General features: G+C 66.1%; 19 protein-coding genes. 5 read left to right on the top strand and 14 right to left on the bottom strand.

Going from position 1 to position 22,385, the window contains the following annotated elements; all coding sequences use genetic code 11:
• Positions 1-153: 153 nt before the first annotated feature.
• Positions 154-1,593 carry an amidohydrolase family protein gene (locus VGQ44_11070; GenBank protein HEV8447358.1) on the top strand — a complete coding sequence of 480 codons (1,440 nt, stop codon included), beginning with the start codon at positions 154-156 and terminating at the stop codon, positions 1,591-1,593.
• A 23-nt stretch (positions 1,594-1,616) separates the two neighbouring features.
• On the opposite strand, the gene VGQ44_11065 is transcribed toward VGQ44_11070, so the two are convergent.
• Positions 1,617-2,501 carry a serine/threonine-protein kinase gene (locus tag VGQ44_11065; protein HEV8447357.1) on the bottom strand — a complete coding sequence of 295 codons (885 nt, stop codon included), beginning with the start codon at positions 2,499-2,501 and terminating at the stop codon, positions 1,617-1,619.
• A 226-nt stretch (positions 2,502-2,727) separates the two neighbouring features.
• Positions 2,728-6,126: a S41 family peptidase gene (locus VGQ44_11060; protein HEV8447356.1), complete on the bottom strand. Its 3,399-nt coding sequence runs from the start codon at positions 6,124-6,126 to the stop codon at positions 2,728-2,730.
• 187 nt (positions 6,127-6,313) lie between these two features.
• Here VGQ44_11060 and VGQ44_11055 point away from each other — a divergent pair, with 187 nt between their 5' ends.
• A complete protein-coding gene (locus VGQ44_11055) occupies positions 6,314-7,657 on the top strand; it encodes a hypothetical protein (protein HEV8447355.1) in 1,344 nt (447 codons plus the stop codon).
• 51 nt (positions 7,658-7,708) lie between these two features.
• Here the strand turns inward: VGQ44_11055 and VGQ44_11050 are convergent, their stop codons facing one another.
• From VGQ44_11050 to VGQ44_11040, 3 genes are all read right to left on the bottom strand, one after another.
• Positions 7,709-8,272, bottom strand: coding sequence for a hypothetical protein (locus VGQ44_11050; GenBank protein ID HEV8447354.1), 564 nt, complete (start codon positions 8,270-8,272; stop codon positions 7,709-7,711).
• Between the two features lie 109 nt (positions 8,273-8,381).
• Positions 8,382-9,185: a methyltransferase domain-containing protein gene (locus VGQ44_11045; GenBank protein ID HEV8447353.1), complete on the bottom strand. Its 804-nt coding sequence runs from the start codon at positions 9,183-9,185 to the stop codon at positions 8,382-8,384.
• Between the two features lie 74 nt (positions 9,186-9,259).
• Positions 9,260-9,802, bottom strand: coding sequence for a TonB-dependent receptor plug domain-containing protein (locus VGQ44_11040; GenBank protein HEV8447352.1), 543 nt, complete (start codon positions 9,800-9,802; stop codon positions 9,260-9,262).
• Positions 9,803-10,150: 348 nt separating this feature from the next.
• On the opposite strand from VGQ44_11040, the gene VGQ44_11035 reads away from it, so the two are divergent.
• The 3 genes from VGQ44_11035 to VGQ44_11025 are packed head-to-tail and all read left to right on the top strand — an operon-like array spanning position 10,151 to position 12,824.
• A complete protein-coding gene (locus VGQ44_11035) occupies positions 10,151-10,801 on the top strand; it encodes a hypothetical protein (protein ID HEV8447351.1) in 651 nt (216 codons plus the stop codon).
• Positions 10,802-10,857: 56 nt separating this feature from the next.
• Positions 10,858-12,351 (top strand): serine hydrolase domain-containing protein, encoded by a 1,494-nt coding sequence (locus VGQ44_11030; GenBank protein HEV8447350.1) that lies wholly within the window; start codon positions 10,858-10,860, stop codon positions 12,349-12,351.
• Positions 12,351-12,824 (top strand): hypothetical protein, encoded by a 474-nt coding sequence (locus tag VGQ44_11025; GenBank protein ID HEV8447349.1) that lies wholly within the window; start codon positions 12,351-12,353, stop codon positions 12,822-12,824. Before VGQ44_11030 ends, VGQ44_11025 begins: the two co-directional genes overlap by 1 nt.
• Positions 12,825-12,845: 21 nt before the next feature.
• On the opposite strand, the gene VGQ44_11020 is transcribed toward VGQ44_11025, so the two are convergent.
• The 9 genes from VGQ44_11020 to VGQ44_10980 all read right to left on the bottom strand — a co-directional run bounded on the left by VGQ44_11020 (position 12,846) and on the right by VGQ44_10980 (position 22,309).
• Positions 12,846-13,085 (bottom strand): hypothetical protein, encoded by a 240-nt coding sequence (locus VGQ44_11020; protein HEV8447348.1) that lies wholly within the window; start codon positions 13,083-13,085, stop codon positions 12,846-12,848.
• A 1-nt stretch (position 13,086) separates the two neighbouring features.
• Positions 13,087-14,094, bottom strand: coding sequence for a glycosyltransferase family 2 protein (locus VGQ44_11015; protein HEV8447347.1), 1,008 nt, complete (start codon positions 14,092-14,094; stop codon positions 13,087-13,089).
• Between the two features lie 16 nt (positions 14,095-14,110).
• Positions 14,111-14,902 (bottom strand): ChbG/HpnK family deacetylase, encoded by a 792-nt coding sequence (locus VGQ44_11010; protein HEV8447346.1) that lies wholly within the window; start codon positions 14,900-14,902, stop codon positions 14,111-14,113.
• A gap of 277 nt (positions 14,903-15,179) precedes the next feature.
• Complete coding sequence (locus VGQ44_11005) at positions 15,180-15,302, bottom strand: hypothetical protein (protein ID HEV8447345.1); 123 nt, start codon at positions 15,300-15,302, stop codon at positions 15,180-15,182.
• Positions 15,303-15,378: 76 nt separating this feature from the next.
• Positions 15,379-18,621 carry a DNA polymerase III subunit alpha gene (gene dnaE / locus VGQ44_11000; protein HEV8447344.1) on the bottom strand — a complete coding sequence of 1,081 codons (3,243 nt, stop codon included), beginning with the start codon at positions 18,619-18,621 and terminating at the stop codon, positions 15,379-15,381.
• 26 nt (positions 18,622-18,647) lie between these two features.
• Positions 18,648-19,046, bottom strand: a complete 399-nt coding sequence (locus VGQ44_10995; protein HEV8447343.1) for a DUF3224 domain-containing protein — start codon at positions 19,044-19,046, stop codon at positions 18,648-18,650.
• Between the two features lie 53 nt (positions 19,047-19,099).
• Entirely contained in the window at positions 19,100-20,422 is a 1,323-nt protein-coding gene (locus VGQ44_10990; GenBank protein ID HEV8447342.1) for a hypothetical protein, read from the bottom strand.
• Entirely contained in the window at positions 20,364-21,071 is a 708-nt protein-coding gene (locus VGQ44_10985) for a hypothetical protein (GenBank protein HEV8447341.1), read from the bottom strand. Before VGQ44_10985 ends, VGQ44_10990 begins: the two co-directional genes overlap by 59 nt.
• Positions 21,072-21,190: 119 nt before the next feature.
• Positions 21,191-22,309 carry a radical SAM protein gene (locus tag VGQ44_10980; GenBank protein HEV8447340.1) on the bottom strand — a complete coding sequence of 373 codons (1,119 nt, stop codon included), beginning with the start codon at positions 22,307-22,309 and terminating at the stop codon, positions 21,191-21,193.
• Positions 22,310-22,385: the final 76 nt, after the last annotated feature.

Below are 22,385 nucleotides of genomic sequence, written 5' to 3'. Positions count from 1 at the left end.
TCGTGTGGGTGGGGTGGGGAGCCGAGAGACAAGAATCCACGTGAGTATGGCCCGCGACGCCGAAGCGCTGCAAGCTGCGCGGTTGGCCTGGTGACGCCGGAGCACCGGGACTATGATAGGCCGCCGAGTCAACGACTAGAACATGGAGATCCAATGCGCCCGCTCGCGATGATGCTGGTCGCTGTTCTGGCGTCGCGGGCGATCGCCGGCGCGCAACAGCCGCAGTACGACGTCGTGATCGCCAACGGTCGCGTGATCGACCCGGAGTCGCGTCTCGACGCGATTCGGTTCGTGGGGGTTCGCAACGGCAAGATCGAGTCGATCTCGACGACGCCGATCACCGGCAAGACCGTTCTCGATGCCAAGGGTCTCGTCGTCGCGCCGGGGTTCATCGACTTGCACGCGCACGGACAGGACGACGAGAACTACCGCCTGTTCGCGCTCGACGGTGTGACCACCGCGCTCGAGCTCGAGGTCGGCACTGAGGACGTCCCCCGCTTCTACAAGAGTCGTGAAGGAAAGGCGCTCATCAATTTCGGCGCGTCCTCGAGCCACATTCGCGCGCGCATGCTCGTGATGAAGGATAAGTCGACCGGTCTGCTGCCGACGGGGCCGGGCGGGCATCAAGTTGCCACCGACGCCCAGATCGCCGACATCGAGCACCGCGTCGCCGCCAATCTCGCCGCCGGCGCACTCGGCGTCGGGATGGGTCTGCAGTACACGCCGGCCGCGACGCGAAACGAGGTGCTCGAGACGTTCCGCACGGCGGCGAAGTATCACGCCCCCGTCTTCGTTCACGTGCGCTCGTTCGGCACCAAGGAGCCCGGGAGCTCGGTGGAGGCATTCCTAGAGGTGATCGGTGCGGCCGCGGTCACTGGCGCGCCGTTGCACATCGTACATCTCAACAGCATGAGTCTCGAGTCGACGCCCAAGACGCTGGCCCTCGTGCGCGAGGCGCGCGAACGCGGCATCGACGTCACGACGGAGGCTTATCCCTATATCGCGGGGATGACCGAGATCGGTTCGGCGCTGCTCGACCAGTACGTCGGCGCGCCGGACAGCGTGATGCAACGAATCATGCTCGTCGCGACAGGCGCGCGTCTCACGCGCGCGACGTTCGAGACGGAGCGCAAGAAAGGGGGCGGCGTGATCCTGTTTCTCAACACGCCCGAGATGGAAGCAATGGCGATCACGAGCCCGCTCACGGCGATCGCGAGCGACGGCGGCATCGAGCATGGCAAAGGTCACCCGCGCACCGCGGGGACCGAGGCGCGCATTCTCGCTCACTACGTTCGCGAGACCAAGCAGCTCACGCTCGTCGACGCGATTCGGAAGATGTCCCTCATGCCGGCGCAGCGATTGGAGACCCTCGCGCCGGTGTTCAAGAACAAGGGACGCATCAAAGTCGGCGCCGACGCGGACATCACGGTGTTCGATCCGAATACCGTCGCCGATCGGTCGACATATCAGCAACCCGCGCTCACGTCGGTCGGGTTCAAGTACGTGCTCGTGAATGGCGTGCCGGTCGTGAGCGACGGCGTCGTCCGCGACGGTGCGCTACCCGGTCGAGGACTGCGCGCGCCGATTCACTGATCGGCGGCGCGCCGGGCGGGGCCTCAGGTCCTGGCGAACGTCACCTCGCGACTCGCGGAGACCGCTTCACTCTCGGCGTCGAGCAGCGACTCGACGAACGCGCCGGCTGAGCGCGGCCGGTCGCCCGGCGAGCGCGCGAGAGCCGACTGAAGCGCGCAGGCGACAGGGCGAGGGATTCCGTCGCGTATGACGCTCACGCTCGGCGGCGTCTGCATGAACCGCTTCGAGATGACGACCTGCGTTGCCGGCCCGACGAATGGCGGCTCGCCGACGAGCATCTCGTAGAACACGCAAGCGAGCGAATAGACGTCGCTGCGCGAATCCACCGGTTCGCCGGCCACCTGCTCGGGGCTCATGTACTCCGGCGTACCGATGCCGATCGACGCCTTTGCGAGCGCGCCGCCCTCGATCGTCGCCATGGCGTTCCCGATTCCGAAATCGGCCAGCAGCAGGCGGCCGTCCTCGAGAATGACGTTCTGCGGTTTCACGTCGCGGTGGAGAACGCCGCAGTCGTTGGCGTAGTCGAGCGCACCCGCGATTTCACCGGCGATGCGGATCGATTCGCCGACCGACAGCTGGCCGGCCGAGTCGATCACGTGGCGGAGCGTATGCCCGCGAGCGCTCGGCATTACGCAGAACAGCGTGCCGTCTGCGTCGCCCCACTCGAAGATCGAAAGGATGTTCGGATGGCTGAGCGTGGCGGCGGCCGCCATTTCGCGCGTGAAGGCCTCTGCTCCGACCGCGGCGCTGAGCTCCGATTTGAGAACTTTGATCGCCACGTCGCGACCGTGCTTCAAGTCGCGGGCGAGATAGACCGTCGCCAGTCCGCCTTCGCCGAATGTGCGCTCGATGTGATATCGGTCGCCGAGCGCGGCGTAGAGCCGCGTACGAATTTCGAGCGTGTTCATGCGCGCCCACCCGCGCATGACGACGTGGATCGACCGCAGGCCCGAGGGCGGCGTCGCCCGACGGAGGTCTCAGTCATAAGTTCGATTGGTGGTGAAGGTCGCTGGAAGGCGAGCAGAACATACCGCGCCAGTGTGCACCGGGCCATGGCACGGCGCATACCGGCGCGGCATAGAGGATTCTTGACGCAAGCTTACGGTTTTGTCAGTCTGCGTTCGACCGGCTCGGTCACCGCTGTTGCTGTGTCGCCTGCACCTTCGGACCCGCTTTCAGCATCTTCATCGCCTCGTCGATCGCCACCTTGAGCTCGCGGTCCACGCCCTTCGCGTCGTCGTCGGGCGAATTCTTGACCCACACATCCGGCGGGATCCCGTAGTTCTCGAGATCGAACCCGTAGTTGTTCGGCTTGGCGGGATCCCACGAAACGACGAGAGAGCCCGGCGTTCGAATAGCCCCGCCGTTGATCAGCGCATAACTCCCGGTCGCGATCACCTGCGCCGAAGTCGGGTTGCCGACGAGCTTCCCGAGTCCGAGCGTGCGGAAGCCTTGTGGGGTCACCTCGGCGTCGGACACCGAGCGGTAGTTGATCATCATGACCTTCGGCCCGACGATCGCCTGCCGCGGACGGCGTCCCCACGTGCGTGAGCCGTTGCGGTTGTTCCAGAACTCGTATGGCTGGCGCTCGAGAATGTCGAGCAGCTCTTGGTCGATGTTGCCGCCACCGTTGTTCCTGATGTCGACGATGATCCCCTTCTTCTGCCAGAACCGGTCGATCTCGTTCTGGAAGCGCTCGAGCGACGGTTGGTCCATGGCTCGAATGTGGACATAGGCGATCTGTCCGTTGGTCGCCTTGTCCACCGAGTCGCGGTTGTTGGCGACCCATTCTTCGTACTTGATGTTCGTCATGTTGGTGGCCGTCGCGATTCGGTATGTCTTCGCGCCGGCTCCGTCGGCGGACTTCGACACCTTCACCGGGATGTACTCGTTCTCGGTCTGGCTCAAAATTTTCCAGTAGTCGTCGCCCGCTTTGACGTCCTTGCCGTCGATCGACCAGACGTAGTCGCCGACGTTGACGTCGATCCACTCCTTGTCGGCGGGACCGTCCCGATAGACGTGGCTCACGCGGTAGCGCGCGCCGGCCGGCTCCAGCTCGACGCCGAGGTACCGCGTCGTGTACGTGGCCGGCATGTTCACGCTCGGTGGGCCCGTCACGCCGGTGTGCGACGTGCTCAACTCTCCGATCATCGCGTTGGCAATGTCATAGACGTCTTCGTTCGTTCCCGCGTCGGCCAGAAGCGTCGAGTAGCGCGAGTAGATCACGGGCCAATCCTTGCCGTGCATCGTCGCGTCGTAGTAGCGGTATTTCATGACGCGGTACGATTCGTCGAGCAGTTGCTTCCACTCGTCCCGGCGGTCGACCCGCACGTTGAACGCGAAGTTGATCTGCTCGCCGGCAGCGCCACCGCCGGTCGCACCCGCGCGCCCGGGCGCGCCACCGGCGCCACCCGCACCACCCCCGCCCGCCGCGATGGTGAGTCGCTCGATCGGGAAGCCGACTTCGGCGGCACCGCCGCGTCCCTGAGGAGGCGGATCGTCACCCGCCGGGGCGCGCACGGCGCCGCGGAAATAGATCGCGCGACGATCCGCCGTCGGCTGCATGCCCGCGAACGTACCCGCCGCGATCCGCCGACGATCGCGTCCATCGACGCCAACGGAGTAGAGTCCCGCATCCGACTCGGCTGCGCCCGGCGCGCCGCCGCGTCCGCGACCACCGCCGCCGCGTCCGCCGAATCCGCCGACCGCGAAGTAGATGGTGCGTCCGTCGCGTGAAAGGAAGAAAGCGCCAACGCCGGTGCCGCCTCGCGTGAGCTGAATCGCGCGCCGGTCGATTCCTTTGAGGTCTACATGAACCGCCGCGTCCACCGCCGCCGAATCCGTGTTGCCCCCTCCTCGACCTCCGCGGCCGGCGCCGCCCCCGCCCGACGCGCGGCGAATTCGCTCTCGAACCAACGGATCGTTCGGATCCTCGGCGATGCGCGACAGCGAAACGGCGAACAACTGATTCACTCCGCCGTCGCGATTCGACGCAAAAACGACCGTCTTGCCGTCGGCGGTCAGCTGCGCGTTGGTCTCGTTCCACGGGCTTCGCGAGACGTTGTACTCGGTCTTGGTCCTGATGTCGTAGAGATAGACGTCGGCGTTCTGTTCGTCGTCGCGACGGCTGTAGACGAGCCAGTTTCCGTCCGCCGAATACTGCGACACGTTGATGCCGCCGGCGGCGTTGTGCTCGATTTCGCGAGGGGCGCCGCCCGCGGCGTCCACCTCGAACACCTTGTTGTCGGCGCCGTAGGCGAGCTTCTGCGAGTTCGACGCCCAAACCAGGTTGTCTTTTTCCGCCGGCTGCGCCGTGAGCTTCTTGCTCGTCGCCGATGCGACGTCGTAGACCCACACCTGCTGCTCGCCACCTTCGTCGGAGACATACGCGATCTTCCGGCCGTCGGGCGAATAGGCCTCGCTTCGCTCGCGCCACGCCGAGCTCGTGACCTGCGTCTTCTCGCCGACGCCGGCCTCGGTCGGCACGATCACGATTTCACCGTGGTAGTCGATGGCCATGTAGTCGCCGGCCGGGGACACGCTGAATCCCTCGGCTCGACTCGCGGACGCGAGGACTTGAACGTCCGGCTCCTTGGGATCGAACGACATCGCCAACGCCAGCTTCTTCGCCTTTCCGTTGGGGAGGTCGATCGTGTACAGGTCGAACTCGTTCTGAAAGACGATGTGCTTTCCGTCGGGCGAGATGGACGGGAAGAACACGCCGCCCGGGCTCTTGAAGGTCGTCACCTGTTGCGCGGCGCCGCCCTTCGTAGACATGCGCCACAGGTTGAACGTGCCGTCGCGCTCCGACGCGAAGTAGATCATTCCCTCGGGGCCCCACATCGGAAACACGTTGTTCGAGAACGTCTTGAATTGCTGGAGATCGGTGTTCGTGATCTCCTGAATCGAGCCGTTGCTCACGTTCATCACGGCGATGTTCGCCGCCGCGTTGCCGCGATACTCTTTGCGCCACGTCGACGGCAGGTTGCGGTTGAACGCGATCGTCGCCCCGTCCTGGCTGATCATCCCGGCCCGGGCGATCCCCATGCCCAACGGCTTGGCGATTCCGCCGTCGACGGGCTGCACGTAGAGCGGCGATCCCCACGCGTTCGATCCGCGCGTGCTCGAGATGACGATCCCTTTGCCGTCGGGCGTCCAGTACAGCGCTTGGTCGTCGCCGGAGAAGAACGTGACTTGCCTCGGCTCGCCGCCGGCGGATGGCATGACGAACACGTCGTTGTTCCCGGTGCGGTTGCTCGTGAACGCGATCCACTTTCCGTCGGGTGAGAAGCGCGGCGAGAAATCGCGCGCGACGTTCACGGTGAGCCGGCGCGGATTCGAGCCGTCGGCGTCGACGAGCCAGATGTCGTCCTGGTAGGTGAACGCGACGCGTCCATCGCTGGCGATGCCGGCGTTGCGGGCGAAGTGAATCGGCTTGACCTGTTGGGCGCCCGCCGGCGCGGCGAACAGAGTGGCGACGGTGATCGAAGCGGCGGCGCGCGCCGCGCGATTCAGCGAGACCGAGAGCGGCATGGAGGCTCCATCGGGGGAGAGAGGTCGGACGGCACGTCTAACGTACGGCGTCCCAGGCGAACGGGGCCAGAGTAGGAAAGCCGTTTCGCTACCATATGTTGCGCCACAGCCTTGCGCGCCGGGCGGTCGAGCGCATTGCTTTCTGTCAGCTTCTCGCGTGTCCCTCCCTCGAAGAGGCCTCCCGCCCATGCCGTCTCGACTCATTCGCGCCGCGCAGCTTTCTGCGCTGGTCCCCGCCGCGCTGGTCGCCGTCGCGTTCGCTCGCCAGTCCAGTCCCCGCCACGCCGCGCCGACGTTCAGCAAGGATGTCGCGCCGATCATCTATAAGAATTGCGCGAGCTGCCATCACCCCGGCGGTCTCGGGCCGTTCTCGCTCGTCGACTACGACAGCGCGAAAGCGCAGACGGACAAGATGGAGGACGCGGTATCGACGGGGTACATGCCGCCGTGGCACGCCGAAGGTCCTCATGGCGTCTTCCGAAACGATCGGCGCCTCTCGGACGCGGACAAGAAAATCATTCTCGACTGGATCGCCGGCGGCGCACAGCAAGGCGATACGAAGGACTTGCCGCCGAAGCCCGACTTTCCGTCGAGCTGGTCGATCGGCGCGCCAGACATGGTGGTCAGCATGCCGGAGGATTTCGACGTTCCGGCGAGCGGACTGATCGAGTATCAGTACTTCACCGTTCCGACGAATCTCACCGAAGACAAGTGGGTGCAGGCGATCGAGATTCAGCCGGGCGCGCGTGAAGTGGTGCACCACGTTCTGGTGTTCGCGAATGTTCCGCCCGTGCCTGGCGCCGCACCGGTCGCTGCCGCGCCGCGTCCTGCCGGCACACCCGCGCCCGTACCGGTTCTCATTCGCAACCGGCAGCAGGCGGCCATCCGCGACGCTCCGCGCGCCGACACGCTGCACGCGCCACCGAAAATGGGACTCGGCGCCCTCATCGGCACGACCGCGCCGGGGACCAACGTCGTCCAGTTCGCGCCGGGCACGGCGCTGCGCCTGCGAGCCGGCACGGTGCTCACCTTCCAAATGCACTACACCGCGCACGGCCACGAGATGAAGGATCGCTCGCGTGTCGGCTTCCGTTTTGCGCCAGGCAAGCCGCAGGAAGAGATCTTTGCTTCACAGTTCGTGAATGGTTCATTCACGCTTCCCGCCGGCGCGAACGACGTCGCGGTTCCGGCTGAGATCACGGCCGGCCAGTCGATCCGCGTCTGGGGGCTGTTCCCGCACACGCACCTTCGCGGAACGCGCTGGCGCTACACACTGGTGAAGCCGGACAGCACGTCCGAGGTCATCCTCGACATGCCGCACTACGACTTCAACTGGCAGACGTACTACCTCTTCGACAAGCCGCTCGAAATGCCCGCCGGCGCGAAGATCATGTCGACGGCGTGGTATGACAACTCAGCGACGAACAAACACAACCCCGATCCCACCAAAGACGTCCACTGGGGCGAGCAGACGTGGGACGAGATGCAGTACACGGGATTCTTGTACAGCGTCGTCGGCCGCCAGCCATAGCGCTGGCGGCGCCGGCGGGGGGGCGCGCTCCTTCGCGGTGCCCGATCGCGACTAGCCGGCTCGCTTCATCGCCGCGTCGAGAAGCTTGTTGACGCCTTCCATCTGCACCTTCGACGAACCGGTCGCGCTCACGGAGACGCCCATTCCGTGGGCCGCTCCGGCGCAACCCGTCGCGCGCGGCATCTCGCTGTGTCCCGCGGGCGGCGTTCCGATCCAACAGTCGACGTCGCCGCGGAACGCTTTTTCTTCGATCGTCCATCCCTGCGTCTTGAGAGCCTGCATCGTCTGATGCATCTGCGCGTGAAACGCGCTTTTCGCGCTTTCGACGTCGCCCACCTTCACGAGCGAAAGATTGACGGCGCCGGTGCCGACCGCCCATGAGCATGTTCGCATGGTCTCGCCCTTCGCCGGTCCTTGCGTGACCGGCATCTGCCCCTCGTGCGATTTGCCCGGCGCTCCCACGGCGGCGGTGATTTCCGCGTCGGTGAGGAGAGTGCAGGGCTTGTCGGGGGCCGGCGCGCCGCTACCGGTCGAGGGCGTCGTCAACAGCAACGCGGCGAGACCGGCCATTGAACCGCACCACAACGCAAACGAGCGATCAGTTCGATTCGTCATCATCCTCTCCTGGTGGCGGGGCGCCACTGATGAATATTGAATGCCAGCGCGCCCCGCCACGACGATCGAATCGTTCAGTCCGACGCGTGAATTGATCAGACCGGATTCTCTAGGCCTTTTCCGCCGAGTAGCAGAATCGAGAAAGACGCCGCTCGGCCGAGACGGTTCGAACGCACGCCAGAAAACGCTGCAGTCCGTCGAAATTCGACTCGCCTTCGCGCGCCGTGAGCGCCGCGCGATGCGACGCCCGCGCGTCGTGCCACCGACCGGCGATCGTCTCGGCGTCCGCGGTAACGTCATCGGCGGCGAGCAGCGTGAATCCGGCGGCGGCGATCAGTCGCTCATTCTCTCCCGGCGGCACGAAGATGTAGAGGCCGATCGAGCTGCGCGTCGCGATCTCGTCGGCGCTGAGCGGGCCGGTCATGACGAGCGCATCGGTGAAGAGCATGCGCCCGCCCCGGCGAAGCACGCGATGCCAGTCGCGCAGCACGCCGAGACGGTTCGCGATGTGGCACATCGCGTCGTTCGAGAGCACGGCGTCGAACGTTTGGGCGGGAAACGGAAGCGGCCGGCTCGCGTCGATGGTCTCGAAGTGAACGCGGTCGGTGAGACCGCGGTCGGCGGCAAGCTTGCGGCCGTTGCCCACGCCGTGTGCGTTGATGTCGACGCCGGTGACATGGCAGCCGCGTTCGGCCGCGAGGTACACGGCCGGCCCGCCGGACCCGCTTCCGACCTCGAGTACGCGCGAGTCGTCTCGCACGCCGGCCAGATCGGCGAAGCGGAGCCAATCGTCGGCGGTCAGCCAACTGCTCTGACCGATGTCCTCGCCGAACGCGGCCCGGCGCACCGCCGTTTCGGCGTTGCTTTCAAAATCGCTATAAACGTTGTCGTACAGGTCGACTGACTTCGTCATGCGGCCCCCCTCCCGGTCCCAATTCTAGGCCGGTCGGCGTCGCGGCGCGAAGCGCCCGGCGGCCGCGTGCGACGTCAGGGGTCGCGCGACCAGAACAGCAATGTTCCGCAGTCCGAGTTGAACCCCGCATACCGGGCGGGAAGACCCGATGGCCCCGCGTAATACTCGATTCCGCTCAAATCTCCCGGCCGGAACGTCGACAGGTTGACGCCAGCGCTGTTGCGCTGCTGCGGCGAACCGTCGAACACGGGCGTGCCGTCGAGGAAGATGCGAACGTAGCAACGTGGCGTGCTGCACGACATGCCGCTGCACACGCGCGACGAAATCGGAAACTCGCCGTAGGCGCCGCCGTCCCCGATGACGATTCCCGGCATGTGTTGCATGAGCAACTGTGACAAGCGGGTCTTCGACTCCGCGCGAAGCACGCTGTCGGTGATGAACTGGCCGATTCCCGATTTGCGACGATCCTCGAATCCCTGCATGCCGGGCGAGAGGAAACGACGTGGGGCATCGCTGAGCGCGACTTGAGCGTTCTGCGCACTGCCGGCTCGCGCGAACACCGAAGCGAGCGATAATGCGACGACGGAATGGCGAACGAGTGCGGTGGACAGTCTCATAGCGGCAAGTCCGAGTCGGTCGTGTGATGGGGCGGCCGGGCGCGCCGGCGCTGTCGTGTAAACGCGCTTTCGCGCCGGAACCGGTCAACGAACGCTTTCGCGATCGCTGACCATTCGATGGCACACACTACGAGTTCGTTGGCTCGGCGGTTGTGACGATCTCGTTCGTTTTCTGTCAACTTGTTCGCATGGCCATCGTGATCGTCCATTCAGGGGGCGTGCCCGCCGACGCGCGGCTCGTCGACGACGGGTCTCCGGTCCGCGCCGCTATTATTACGGCGTCATCCGCGGTGGACCCGCCTACTCCAGACCTCGCTCCCCATCCGATGTCCTCGCGCGCTTCATAGAATGTTCATCGGCCACTTTGGTCTCGCGTTCGCGGCGAAACGAGCCGCGCCCCGCACGTCGCTTGGCACGATGTTCGTCGCCGCGCAGCTCGCCGACTTACTCTGGCCGATCCTTCTGCTCGCGGGCGTCGAGCAGGTCCGCATCGCGCAGGCGAGCCGCAATCCATTTCTCACGCTCGATTTCGTGAGCTATCCGTGGTCGCACGGCCTGCTGACGGAGCTCGTCGCCGGCGCCGCGTTCGCCGCGCTCTATTTCGCGGTCACGCGCTACGCCGCCGGCGCGATCGTCGTCGGCCTGCTCGTGCCGAGTCACTGGTTGGTCGATCTCGTCGTTCACGTGCCCGATCTACCGCTCTATCCGGGAGGCGCCGCGCGTTTCGGTTTCGGCCTTTGGCGGAACCCGATCGCGACCGTCGTTCTCGAGCTGGTCGTGTACTTCGCGGGCGTGTGGGTCTATGCGCGAGCCGCGCGTGCGACCGATCGCGTCGGCCGATACGGTCTCTGGTCCCTTGTGATCTTCCTGTTGCTTCTCTACGCGGCGAGTTTCGGCCCGCCGCCGCCGAGTGTGAAAGCACTGGCGTGGACGGCGCTGATCGGCTGGCCGCTGACCCTGTGGCCGTGGTGGGTGGATCGCCACCGGAACCAGCGGTAATTGCCCTCGCGGCGGTGTCCCGGCACATTCGACCGGTCATCGCGCTGAGCCTTCACATGCGATTCCGCCAGATCGTTTCCCTCCTGACCACCGTCTGCGCCGCTGGCGTCGCGGCCGCGCAGAATCCATCGGCGATCGATCACCACCTTCGCTACGGCGTTCGCATCGCCGACCAGCCCGACATCGGACTCGACATTCTCGATCGGATGAAGTCCTATCACGTTCCCGGCGTGAGCATCGCGGTGATCGACAACTACCGGGTCGTGTTCGCGAAAGGTTACGGCGTGGCGGAGTTCGGAGGACACAAACCCGTCGACACGACGACCCTCTTCCTCGCGGGGTCGATCAGCAAGCCGGTGTTCACGAGCGGATTCCTGCGGCTCGTCGAGCAGCGCAAGATCCCGCTCGACGCCGACGTGAACACGCTGCTCAAGTCCTGGCACCTGCCTGAAAGCCGTTTCACCGAACACGAAAAGGTGACGCTCCGCAGGCTACTGACGCATTCGGCGGGGCTCACCGTGTGGGGATTCCCGGGGTACGCGCTCGGAACGCCGGTGCCCACCGTGCCGCAGTTGCTCGACGGCGCGCCACCCGCCAACACGCCGGCGGTACGCAACGACACGACCCCCGGTGCGCGCTGGCTCTATTCCGGCGGCGGCATGACGATCGCCCAACTCGTCAGCACCGACGTGAGCGGCGACGCGTTTCCCGCGCTCATGCGCAAGTTGGTTCTCCAGCCGGCCGGGATGTCGCGCAGCACGTACGAGAATCCTCTTCCAACGAATCGTCGGGGCGAGGCCGCGAGCGGCCACGAGCAGCTCGACACTCCGATCCCCGGCGGCTTTCACGTGTATCCGGAGATGGCCGCGGCGGGCCTATGGACGACCGCATCCGATCTCGCGCGATGGGCGATCGCGCTCTCGCGATCGTACCGCGGCGAGAATGGCGGAGTTCTCTCGACGACGATGGCGAAGCAGATGGTCTCGAAGCAGGTGCACCAGCGACCGCCGTTCGGTAACGGATACTGGGGCCTGGGCATTTCAGTCGCCGGCGAGGCCGATTCGTTGACGTTTTCGCACGGCGGCCGGGACGAGGGATTCGTCGCCGACATGTTCATGCGGCCGAACACCGGGCGCGGATTCGTGATCATGATGAACGGCGTCGCTGGCGGGTTGATGGCGGAGATCGAGCGCGCCTTCGCCGAAGAGTACGGATTCGGCGCGCCACCGCGCGTCACACGCGCCGTCGTCGCGGCCTCGCCGGCCAAGCTCGGCGAGTACGTGGGCCACTACGTCGGAGTCGCCGGCAACGATACGACGCGCCTCGAGATCAGCGTCACGGCGGACGGCACGATGCTCGCCTTCTACAATCAGGCGAGCAAGCGATCGGCTCCGCTCGCGCCCCTCGGCGACGACAAGTTCGTCGGGTTGGAAGGAAACGGCGCGTGGGAGTTCGAGCGCGCGGAGCGAAGCGGCGCGGTCAAGTCGTTGGCGACCGGCAACGGGCCGAATCGACGGGTCTTGCAGCGACAACCGAGCCCGCCCGCCTGATGCCGGTCACGCTGCAGATCATCCAGGTCACGCTTCAGGCGCTGTCGTCGTTCGCCATCGCCGGCGGCTTGATCTACACGGCAATCCAATTCCGGAACGCGCGAAAGGCGCAGCTCGTCGCGAACTTCTCCAAGCTCGTCGAACTCCAGTATCAGCTGCGGGCCATCCGCGTGCAGAACCCGTCGCTCGCGTCGGTCCACGAGCGCGACGTGGATCATTTGGAGACCGACCGCGACGTGCAGGACTACTTCCTGAACTTGATGCAGCTGTCACTGTTCGAGATCGCGTGGTACGCTCACAAGCATGGCCAGCTGCCGCCGGACTACTTCGCGTCGTGGAACAGCCGCATGTGGCAGATCGCGCAGGAAAAGTCGTTTCGGCGCATGATGGCGAATCCGTCCATGAAGATCATGCACGACGAATTCGACGTTTTCGTCCGCCGTCTCACGGAGATGTCGAGGCCTCCGGCTTAGGCTCACCAGTGCGCATCACGACTATCGCCGACTCAGCCGGACGACCGCCAACCCGACGACGAGGGCGATGGCGCCGTAGATGGCCCACTTGGTCTGCCCCGTCATGAAGCTTCCGGGCAAGACGCCGACGCCCTGGAAGATCCACACGAGGCCGATCAGCGCGAACAACGCGCCGACGATAGTTCCGCCGATTCTCACCTTGGACGCTCCGTGCCGGAGGGCGAGGATGTTGAGCGTCCCGTCCTCGGGCCGCAAGCGCACCCTACGAGACTTTGTTGCCGACCTCGCTCGGCCGTGCCGTCGCGTCGGGCTTCGCGAATGAGCGCATGCGCCGCGGGCCGGTCCTGCGCAACTGCCGCGCCTCGTAGGCGACGCCCTTGAGAAAACGCAGCCGCCATCGCGCGTGCAGAAGCATCGCCGCGTTTCCGCTCAACGCCGCTCTCGTCGCGGTCGCGGCCTGCCCGACGGCCGCGCGGAAAATCCAGCGGGGGATCCCGAGCCACGACGGCTGCGTCTGTTGAGCATCGAGCGAGTCGAAGAAGCACCGGCAGCGTCCCCACCGCACCGCGCGCTCCAGAATCCACGACGTCTCGAGATTCGAGCGCGGAATCAGGTGCTCGACATTCGCGCGTTCGCAGCACCAAATGCGCTCGCCGTCGCGGGCGAGACGACGAATCAACTCCGCCTCGCTCCCCATGGTGTACGACGTGGGCCGCGGTCCGATCGACGTATTGAAGCGGTAACCGCGGTGAAAGATCTCGGCGCGGATGGCGACGTTTCCGCCGAGCGCGTTGTTCGGACGAGCGGGACCTTCGCTCAGCCCCTGCGGATGGAAGGCGTACGCGATCGCCAACGGGATCGCCTGCCGGATCACGCTCGACGGCGCGGCTTCCCACCGTGGCGCGATGATCCCGGCGAAAATCGAGTAGGACTCTCGTTCGTCCGCCGCTTCGCACAGGCGAATCAGCCAATCCGTTTTGGGAAAGATGTCGTCGTCGGTGAAGACGATGAGATCTCCGGTGACGAGCGGGAGCCCGGTGTTCAGCGCGGCGTTCTTACCCGGAGTCGACTCGAAGCAGAACGTGATGGGCAGCCGGTCGCGGAACGAGCGGACCACCTCCGCCGTGCGATCGGTGCTTCCGTTGTCGACGATGACGAGGTCCCATCCGGCGGGAGGCGACTCCAGCCGGCAATACGCGTCGAGCACAGACTCGAGCGTCGCCGCCCGGTTGCGCGTCGCCATCAGAATCGTGGGGTGGCTGCCGATCATCGTCGATCGCCTCTGCTCAGGCCGCCACGAGGTTGATCGCGGACATCGACGCGACCTCCGCGTCGAGATGGCCAAGTCCCTTGGCCAGCTTGCTCGACGCGAGCACGCGGAGCTCCGCTTCTCGCTGCCGGACGTATTTCGACTTCTCCGCCAACGACGCGTCGGCGAACCCGGGGTGGCACATCACCTCGAGGGTTCCGTATCCGTGGATGCGGTTGAACGCCGCTTCGATGCGCCGCAGCAGCGACTTCGCGCTCAGCTCCCCGTCGTACCACGATGTCATCGACAGGTCCACGCAGGGAGCGCCGCTCGCTCGCAACCGAGCCGTGAGCTCTGGCGACGTCGTGCGGGCCGGCAATCCCGAGGCCGACGCGACGGCGACGTACGAGTCCACGACGTGCGGCTTGAGCCCGATGTGGTGATGACTGTCCATGTGCGACGGATCAATCCCCCAAGCCCGCAATTCAGCGACCTGCGCAGTCCATTCGGCCCGAACGTGTGATGGATTCACGTTTTGGACCCCGGCGGGAGAACCCGGGAAATCTCCGTTGGCGTCGACGAGCGAGGAGACCTCATCCGGACCGAGGCATGCCCGTCCTTCGGTCAACTGAAGGTGCACGCCGATCTGTCCCCCGCGCGACGCCGCCGGGCTCCACTGCTCGATGTGTTCGCGGGACCCTGGAGCGCAGACCATGGCCGTCGTGGCTCGGACGACGCCGGCATCTATAGCCTCGCAAATGCCGCGGCAAACGCCGTCGGTCAGGCCGAAATCGTCTGCGTTGAAGATCACGAGCCGCCGGCCGGTCATGGCGGAAGGGGGGTCCTTTGTCCGTTCGCAGTGGCGCGGGTCACCGCGGGAAGTTCCGAGAAGTCCCGGAAACCAATCTTACCATCAGGTAAGACGGCACAAGGGGAGAATTTGTGTCTGGTGAATCGATTTGGCTATTGTGAAAGCGCTCGACCGCGTGATTGTTGGCCGCGCGCGACGGTCCGCCGGCTCGGCTGCGACGTTCACGCCGGCTTGCCTCACCCACCAAGTATGTGATCTGCGGCCGCGGCCGGGCGCCGGTGCGACCACGGCGCCGCTAGAACCCGAAGAAGAACCTTCCCTGAAAGTTCTCGGTCGTCACCATGGCGAAGATGGGCGGAGGCAGCCGGCGCAATTGGCCCCAGCCGTGGAGCTTGCGCGAGAGCGCCGTGTCGGCCACGCGCGACGGGTCGAAGACGAACGCGCGGTCATTCGATGCACACCCCTGAATGGTTATGGGGCGGGTGTGTGAAAGCTCACCGAAACTCGTGCGCCCGGTGCGTCAACGCTCCCACGTCGAGTGTCTTGAACTTCTGCCCCACCACCGAAATCGCCGACCCGTCGTTCTCGACGCGCCCTTGCACGAGCACGAATGGATCCCGCTTCACCACTTCTTCGTTCGGCGCCACGAGCGGCTTGGGCACGACGATGTTCGCGTAGCCCCACTCGTCTTCCAACAAGAGAAAGATCGTTCCGCCGGCCGTCGCCGGCCGCTGACGCACCGTCACGAGGCCGCCGATCGTCACCTTGCGGCCGTTCGGCATCTTGGCGAGCTGCCGTGTGTCGATCGCGCCGCCGCGCACGAGCTTGTCGCGCACCGACGCCATCGGATGGCCGGCGATGCTCATTCCCACGGCGTGATAATCCAGGAATATGAGATCGTCGGGCGTGATCGGCACCGGATCGTGCGGCGTCGCCGCGGCGGGCGCGAGCGGCAGGACGTCGCCGCTCGCGTGCAAGCCCTCCCACGCGGCATGCCGGCGATCCTTGGCCCACGCCGCGAACGCGTCGGCCTGCGCGAACGCCAGCACGTCGTCGCGATTCAGCTTCGCTCGTCGCACGACGTCGCGGATCGAGGTGAACGGGCATTTTTTGCGCGCGGCCTCGAGCGCGTCGAGCACCGTGTCACCGATGCCGCGCACGAACCGCCAGCCGACGCGCATCGCGCCGTCCTCGTACGTGCACTCGCGGCTGCCGACGAGAAGACAGGGCGGACGCACTTCGACACCGAACCGCTTGGCGTCGTGCACGAGCGTCGACACGGGATAGAACCCCATCGGCTGCGCATTGAGCGCGCCGATGAAGAATTCGGTCGGGTAATGCGCCTTGAGGTACGCCGTCACGTACGCGATGAGCGCGAAGCTCCACGCGTGCGATTCGGGGAACCCATAATTCGCGAAGCTCACCAGGTCGTCGCAAATGCGCGTCGCCGTCTCTTCGCTGAGCGGTGCGATCGCGCCGGACGCCGCGCGGGCGAGCATCGCCTGCTTCATCTCGACGAGCGCCGCCTCGAGCCGGCCCTTTTTGCGGATGTTGCCCATCGTGCGGCGCAGCGCGTCGGCTCGCGCGCCCGTGTAACCGCCGAGCTTCATCGCGATCGCCATCGCCTGCTCCTGGAAGATGGGAATCCCCTGCGTGCGGGCGAGGATCTCCTCGAGGTCGGGATGGAGGAACGTCACCGGCTCCTTGCCGAGCCGCCGGGCCGTATAGGGATGGACGAAGTTCGCTTGGATCGGCCCGGGGCGGATGAGCGCGACCTGAACGACGATGTCGTACAGGTGATCCGGCGCCGTGTGCAGGATCGAGTTGATCTGCGCGCGGCTCTCGATCTGGAACGTGCCGATCGTCTCGCCTGTTTGGATGAGCTGATACGTCTTGGCGTCTTCCATCGGGATCTCGTACATCTGCGGACGCACACCCGAGTGGTGCTCGATCGTGTCGAACGCGATGCGCACCATCGAGAGCGCGCCGAGTCCGAGGAAGTCGAACTTGGGCACGCCGATCATGTCGAGGTCGTCCTTGTCGTATTGGACGATCGTGCGTCCCATCGTCGTCTGCTCGACAGGCAAATAATTCCCGAGCGGCGCCGCCGAAAGCACGAAGCCGCCGACGTGCGTCGAGCGCAGCCTCGCGAGCCCATCAAAGGCTTCGAGCGCCGTGAGCAGCGCTTTGCCGCGCTGATTCCCGAGATCGACTTCCCGGCGCGCGGCGACTTCGCGTACGGCATCGATGCACGTCGCCGGCTCGTCGCCGTGGACGCGTTTTGAGATCTCAAATGCCGTCGCCGCGGGATAGCCGAGCGCTCGCATGGCGTCCTGCACGGCGGTCGGCGCGTGGAAGCATTGCGTGACTGCCGTGATCGCGGCGTGCGCGCGGTCGTAGTTGTCGTACATGTAGTCGAGCACCTCTTCGCGGCGGTTGTGCTCGAAGTCGACGTCGATGTCCGGCGGCTCCGCCTTGCCGTCGACGCGCGCTTCGGAGAGAAAGCGCTCGAACAAGAGACCGTGCTGCACCGGATCGACCGCCGTGATGCCGAGGCAGAACGCGACCGCGGAATTGGCGGCGCTGCCGCGCCCTTGGCAGAGGATCCCTTTGTGCCGCGCGAAACGGACCGCGTCGGCCATCACGAGAAAGAATCCCGCGAAGCCGAGGTTCGCGATGAGCCTCAGCTCGTGCTCGATCTGCCGCTGCTGATGCGGTGTCGGGTCGGTCCAGCGCTCGCGCATGCCCTCTTCCGTCCAGCGACGCAGCGCGACGTTGTCATCGACGTCGGAGAGACGCGCGGCGAGCTTGGCTTTGCGAAAATCGGGAAGGGGAGGACGCATCCAATCGAGCAGGAAGCCCGTGCACTCGTCGGCGATGCGGACAGTCTCGCGAAGACCTTCTTCGCGTCCCTGCCATCGCTCGGTCATCTGCTCCGGCGAGAGAAGGCGCCACTCGCCGTTCGGATGCAGGAGGCCGCGCGCGGCCGCGTCGTCGATCGTTAGTCCCAAGCGCAGCGCGGTGAGCATGTCGTGCACGAGACGACCCGGCTCGTCCACATAGCGAGGGTCCTGCGTCGCGAACCACGGAAGTCCCGTTCGCTCGGCGAGCTCGATGAGCTCAGTGGCCAGCGCCGCTTCGTGGCCGCCCGTGTGGTGGAGCTGGACTTCTATAGATAGCCGTTTGTCGAACACGTCCCGCCAACGGCCGAGCGCGCGCTCGGCGGCGTGCGATTTACCCGCGCGAACGAGCGACGCGAGCTCGCCCGTCGCGGGACCGGTGAGCGCGTGCAAGCCCTGCGAATGATCAGCGAGCTGCTGCCAAGAGACTCTTGGACGGCCGCGGCGCTTCGCCTGCACCGGCTTTTCCCACGACGACCACTGGCCGACGCGGGCGAGCGTGACGAGAGCGGCGAGGTTGCAGTACCCGGTTTGGTCGCGGGCGAGGAACGCGGCGGGATGGCCGTCGACGTTCAGCTCCGCGCCGACGAGCGGACGAACCGGATATTGGCAGATGTGGCAGGCCGTGTCGTCGTGGTCGTCGCTGCGAGGACACGTCGGGTCCTTGAGCGGCGCCATCGCTTCGGTGGCGAAGCGCGCGAGGCCGCCCAAGTCGGCGGTGTCGGTGATGCCGAGGTGTGAGTAGCCGAGGGCGCGAGCGTGGCGGGCTAACGCTTCCGCGGAGATCGCGCCGTCGGAGAAAGAGAAACAGGTGTGAGATCTGAGTTCTACAAACACGGGCGCTGACTTCCGAAGGGACGCGATCAGTCGAACTCGTAGTTGAACGAGTACGAGGCGCCGGAGTCGGTGGCGGCGAAGTGGCCTTCGCCGCGGAGGCCGCAGAGAGAGCCGGTGGAGAGGCCGGGGAGAATCGTCCAGCAGCTCTCGGCGATTCCGTTGGCGAAGGTGCCGACGTCGCGGGCGACGAACGTGCCGTGGCGCTCGCCGATGCGCCCCGTGATGCGGGCGAGGCCGACGTACGAAGCGCCGGTGCCCGGGTTGGAATCGTAGGCCAACAGATACGTGATCGACGCCTCACCCTCGATGTCGCCGGTCAGCTCGTGCGTCACCGTCGCATGCGCGAGCATCGGCAGTCCCGTCGCATCCTCGTACGGATGCTCTTCCCAGTTCATCACCGTGAACGCGCCAGTCAGCCGCTCCATTGCTTCCCCTCCCCCCCTCATCCGAGGCGTTTATCGAAACCCGTTGGCCGTGTTCAGTCCCACCATCCCTGTAGAAACCAGTCGGCCGACTGTTGCTGCGCTCCGCGAAACAGCCAGACCATCATTCCGTCCTCGCGCACGCAGCGGAAATACTCGCGCGAGTACGCGTCGCTCCATTGACCGCCGGATACGCGATCCGGGCCGGCGACTTCGACGATGTCGTGCCATTCGTTGTCGTCGAGGTAGCGGACGGGAACGGCGTGGTCGCGGCGCGGCGTCGTATCGACGGTGACCGTCCTCGGCGTCGGCAGGAGTTGGAGCGTGAGCGCCGGTGTGTCGATTTTCGCTCGCGCGGGCGCCTGCGTCGGTAGGTATGTCGTGCCGTGGTCGTTCTCCGACGACGTCCGTGTGCGCCACGTCGTGCGCATCTCGAGCAGCGGATGCTCCGAGTTCTCCGGCGTCACGACGACGTCGCCTTGATCATCCGTCAGCTGGATGATCGCGTCTTCGACGGCGGGCGCGCTGGCGAACCCGCGGTCGAACAGGTCGCCCTGCGCGCCGTTGTTGCCCGTGACCGATTCGACGCGGAGCGTTACGCCCATCACGGCGTCGGGCAGCGTGATCGTGTCGAGCGCTTCGCGGACGAGACGCATCCACCGTTTTTGCTCCGCGCTCGGGCGCGACGAGCGAATGAGATGCGTGCGATGCGTGCGGTTGCCGAGCGCGAAGACGATCGACATCTCGCGGGCGCGCTCGCCGCGCGCGACGAGCTCGGCGCAGACGGTGCCGGCGAGCGAGTTGATGACGAAGAGCAGCCGCTCGGGATCCTTGAGCCCGTACTCGACCCACTCGAGCGACGCGTTGGGGAAGGCGCGCAAGGGAACTCGAAAAAGCCAGCGCTCGTCGTCGGCGCGGGCACGGTGCCAAAGCTTCATGCCGTCGGCGCCGAGTCGAACCTCGATCGCTTCGGCATCGAGCGCGCCGAACGCGCCGCACGTCTCGATGCCGAGTCCCTTGAGCAACGGCGTGAGGCGCTCGTCGGGCGAGAGGACGCGAAGCGGATAGGGCGCGATGAACGCGCGTTCCTGGCCCGGCCGCACGACGACGACCGGCGTGGTGCTCTCGGTGGCCGCGACTTCGGCGGCGACGGGAGAGACGGCGACGCCGGCGTGCGCGTCGTCGAAGCCGTAGTCGGCGGCGGCGCGGAGCATCTGGTCGGCGAGCAGGCTGCCGACGAGGCCGCGCGCGTCGCCCCAGACGAGGCCGCGCTCGCCGACGGCGACACGAGGAGACACGGACAAAAAACCGGCGACGAGATCAGCGGGGAAGTCCGCGCCGGTCGGCCAGCTCGGACTCCAGAGACAGACGTAGCTCATGATTCATCACGGCGAGAGAAAAGGTCGTGTGTGCGTTCCACCCGGCGGAGCGCGCGTCGATGCGGACGTCGGCGCGTTCGGCGTCCGCAGGATCGCCGAACGGCGTGAGACGCCAGTGGTAGTTGAGCAGGCGCGACGAGAGTCGGAGGCTGGCCATCGACGCCGACGTGCCGACGGCGACGAGAGCGGCGCCGCCCTCGCGCGCGGCGCGCGTCAGCCGGACGGTCTCGGCGCCCTGGGGTTCAGCGCCAGCTAGTATGAGAAGTGAAAACCCGCCGGACCGGAGGAGCTCGTCGGCGGCGCGGAACGCGTCGAGGCGCGACCTGGGCCGGACGAGGTAGAGGCTGCTCGAGCTGCGGGGGGGCGACCAAAAAGCGCCGGCGACGGTGTTGTCCGTGTCGATCCAGGCCGCCCGCTCACCGGACGCAACCACGGCATGGCAGGCCGACCGCAGAATCGCGGTGGCGGCGCCGAGTGGGGTCCAGACGGAAAGGCGTCCGCGGGGAAAGCCGTTGTTGGGGAGAAGCCGGTCGAGCGCAGCGATGCCGGTGGCGACTCCATCGCTGGTCTCCGCCCCGCCAGTGAGCGGGGCAGCGTCTGGGAAACGCTGCTGGATGAGGGCTCGGAGGGCGGCGACGGAGGCGGACATTCGGCTTTGATCGGGGGGATGAAGCTATACCGAACAAAAGCCGAAAGCAAGAAGGAGTCCACAGGCTCGTGAATCGCCACCAGAAATGTGATGCGGACTCTGCCGTCAGCCCTCTTCGCTCAAAGAGCCGAGCTGCTCTCCAACTCGAGGCTCAGCTGGTCGTCGCCCGCGAATTTCGCCTCGATCTCACGATACGGCGCCCGTCCGTAGTGGCCGTACGCCACGCCGTGCTTCTCGCACAGCCCGCGCATCGTCGATCGCAACGCTTCCGTGTACTGCTCACTCACCTTGTGATCGTTCGCGTACGTCGCGCGATAGCGGCCGGCCAGATCCGGAAATTCCTTTTCGATGAACGGCAGGTACCGCATCCGCGCCGACGACCGCAACCGCAGCGGGCACGCGTTGAGATACGACGCGCCGCGTTCCGCGACGGCCTGCACGAGCCGCTCGAGCGCCGCGGGCGCGTCGGTGATCGCCGGCAATACAGGCATCACGTTGATTCCGGTCTCGATGTCCGCCGCGCGAAGACGGGCGAGCGCGCGCAAGCGCGCATCGGGTGTTGGTGCGCGCGGCTCGAGACGCCGAGCGAGATCCCGATCGATCGAGATGAGCGAGAGATGCACGGAGAGCGTCGAGATGCGCGCGATGCGTGCGAGCAGGTCGATGTCGCGCGTGATGAGCGGACTCTTCGTGATGATGCAGACGGAAAGTCCGGGATGCTCGGCGAGCACCTCGAGCACCGATCGCGTGATGCGATAGCGGCGCTCGGCGGGCTGGAACGGGTCGGTCGCCGTGCCGATGACGATCGTCTCGCCGGCGATGAGCGCGAGATGCTTCTCCGATCCGTGGCGCAGCGTGCGTCGGAGAACGTCGGCCGCATTTTGCTTGACGAAGATGCGACGCTCGAACGCGAGCCACGGAGGCATCGCCTGATGCGCCTCGCGCAGCTCGTCATGGTCCGGATTGTCGTTGGCGTGCCGGTCGAGAACCCAGCGGTGCGTGTAGCGCGCGTAGCAGTACGCACAGCCGAACGCGCAGCCAACGTAGGGATTGACCGACCAGAAGCCCATGCCCGTCGTGTCGGGATCGTTGAGCACCGACTTCGAGACGAGTCCGATGTAGCGAATGTCCTTTTGCTCGCCGACGATCGGCAGGGAGCGCCCCAGCGTCTCTCGGTCGAAGAGCGCGGACTGGGCGACGGGCGTACGTCGGCCGGGCTTGCTGCGCGGAGTGGACATCGAGTCTGACCTCTCTAGTCAGACTACCGAATAAATACCGAAAATGCAACGGCGATCCCCGTTCGCAGGTCTCCGG

The organism is Gemmatimonadaceae bacterium (assembly GCA_036003045.1).
Lineage (GTDB): Bacteria > Gemmatimonadota > Gemmatimonadetes > Gemmatimonadales > Gemmatimonadaceae > JAQBQB01.
This window is presented reverse-complemented; position numbering and strand designations above follow the sequence as displayed.

Coding starts and splice junctions, on each gene's coding strand:
- VGQ44_11070 (HEV8447358.1), top strand. CDS start 154: ATGCGCCCGCTCGCGATGATGCTGGTCGCTGTTCTGGCGTCGCGGGCG.
- VGQ44_11065 (HEV8447357.1), bottom strand. CDS start 2,501: ATGAACACGCTCGAAATTCGTACGCGGCTCTACGCCGCGCTCGGCGAC.
- VGQ44_11060 (HEV8447356.1), bottom strand. CDS start 6,126: ATGCCGCTCTCGGTCTCGCTGAATCGCGCGGCGCGCGCCGCCGCTTCG.
- VGQ44_11055 (HEV8447355.1), top strand. CDS start 6,314: ATGCCGTCTCGACTCATTCGCGCCGCGCAGCTTTCTGCGCTGGTCCCC.
- VGQ44_11050 (HEV8447354.1), bottom strand. CDS start 8,272: ATGACGAATCGAACTGATCGCTCGTTTGCGTTGTGGTGCGGTTCAATG.
- VGQ44_11045 (HEV8447353.1), bottom strand. CDS start 9,185: ATGACGAAGTCAGTCGACCTGTACGACAACGTTTATAGCGATTTTGAA.
- VGQ44_11040 (HEV8447352.1), bottom strand. CDS start 9,802: ATGAGACTGTCCACCGCACTCGTTCGCCATTCCGTCGTCGCATTATCG.
- VGQ44_11035 (HEV8447351.1), top strand. CDS start 10,151: ATGTTCATCGGCCACTTTGGTCTCGCGTTCGCGGCGAAACGAGCCGCG.
- VGQ44_11030 (HEV8447350.1), top strand. CDS start 10,858: ATGCGATTCCGCCAGATCGTTTCCCTCCTGACCACCGTCTGCGCCGCT.
- VGQ44_11025 (HEV8447349.1), top strand. CDS start 12,351: ATGCCGGTCACGCTGCAGATCATCCAGGTCACGCTTCAGGCGCTGTCG.
- VGQ44_11015 (HEV8447347.1), bottom strand. CDS start 14,094: ATGATCGGCAGCCACCCCACGATTCTGATGGCGACGCGCAACCGGGCG.
- VGQ44_11010 (HEV8447346.1), bottom strand. CDS start 14,902: ATGACCGGCCGGCGGCTCGTGATCTTCAACGCAGACGATTTCGGCCTG.
- VGQ44_10995 (HEV8447343.1), bottom strand. CDS start 19,046: ATGGAGCGGCTGACTGGCGCGTTCACGGTGATGAACTGGGAAGAGCAT.
- VGQ44_10990 (HEV8447342.1), bottom strand. CDS start 20,422: ATGAGCTACGTCTGTCTCTGGAGTCCGAGCTGGCCGACCGGCGCGGAC.
- VGQ44_10985 (HEV8447341.1), bottom strand. CDS start 21,071: ATGTCCGCCTCCGTCGCCGCCCTCCGAGCCCTCATCCAGCAGCGTTTC.
- VGQ44_10980 (HEV8447340.1), bottom strand. CDS start 22,309: ATGTCCACTCCGCGCAGCAAGCCCGGCCGACGTACGCCCGTCGCCCAG.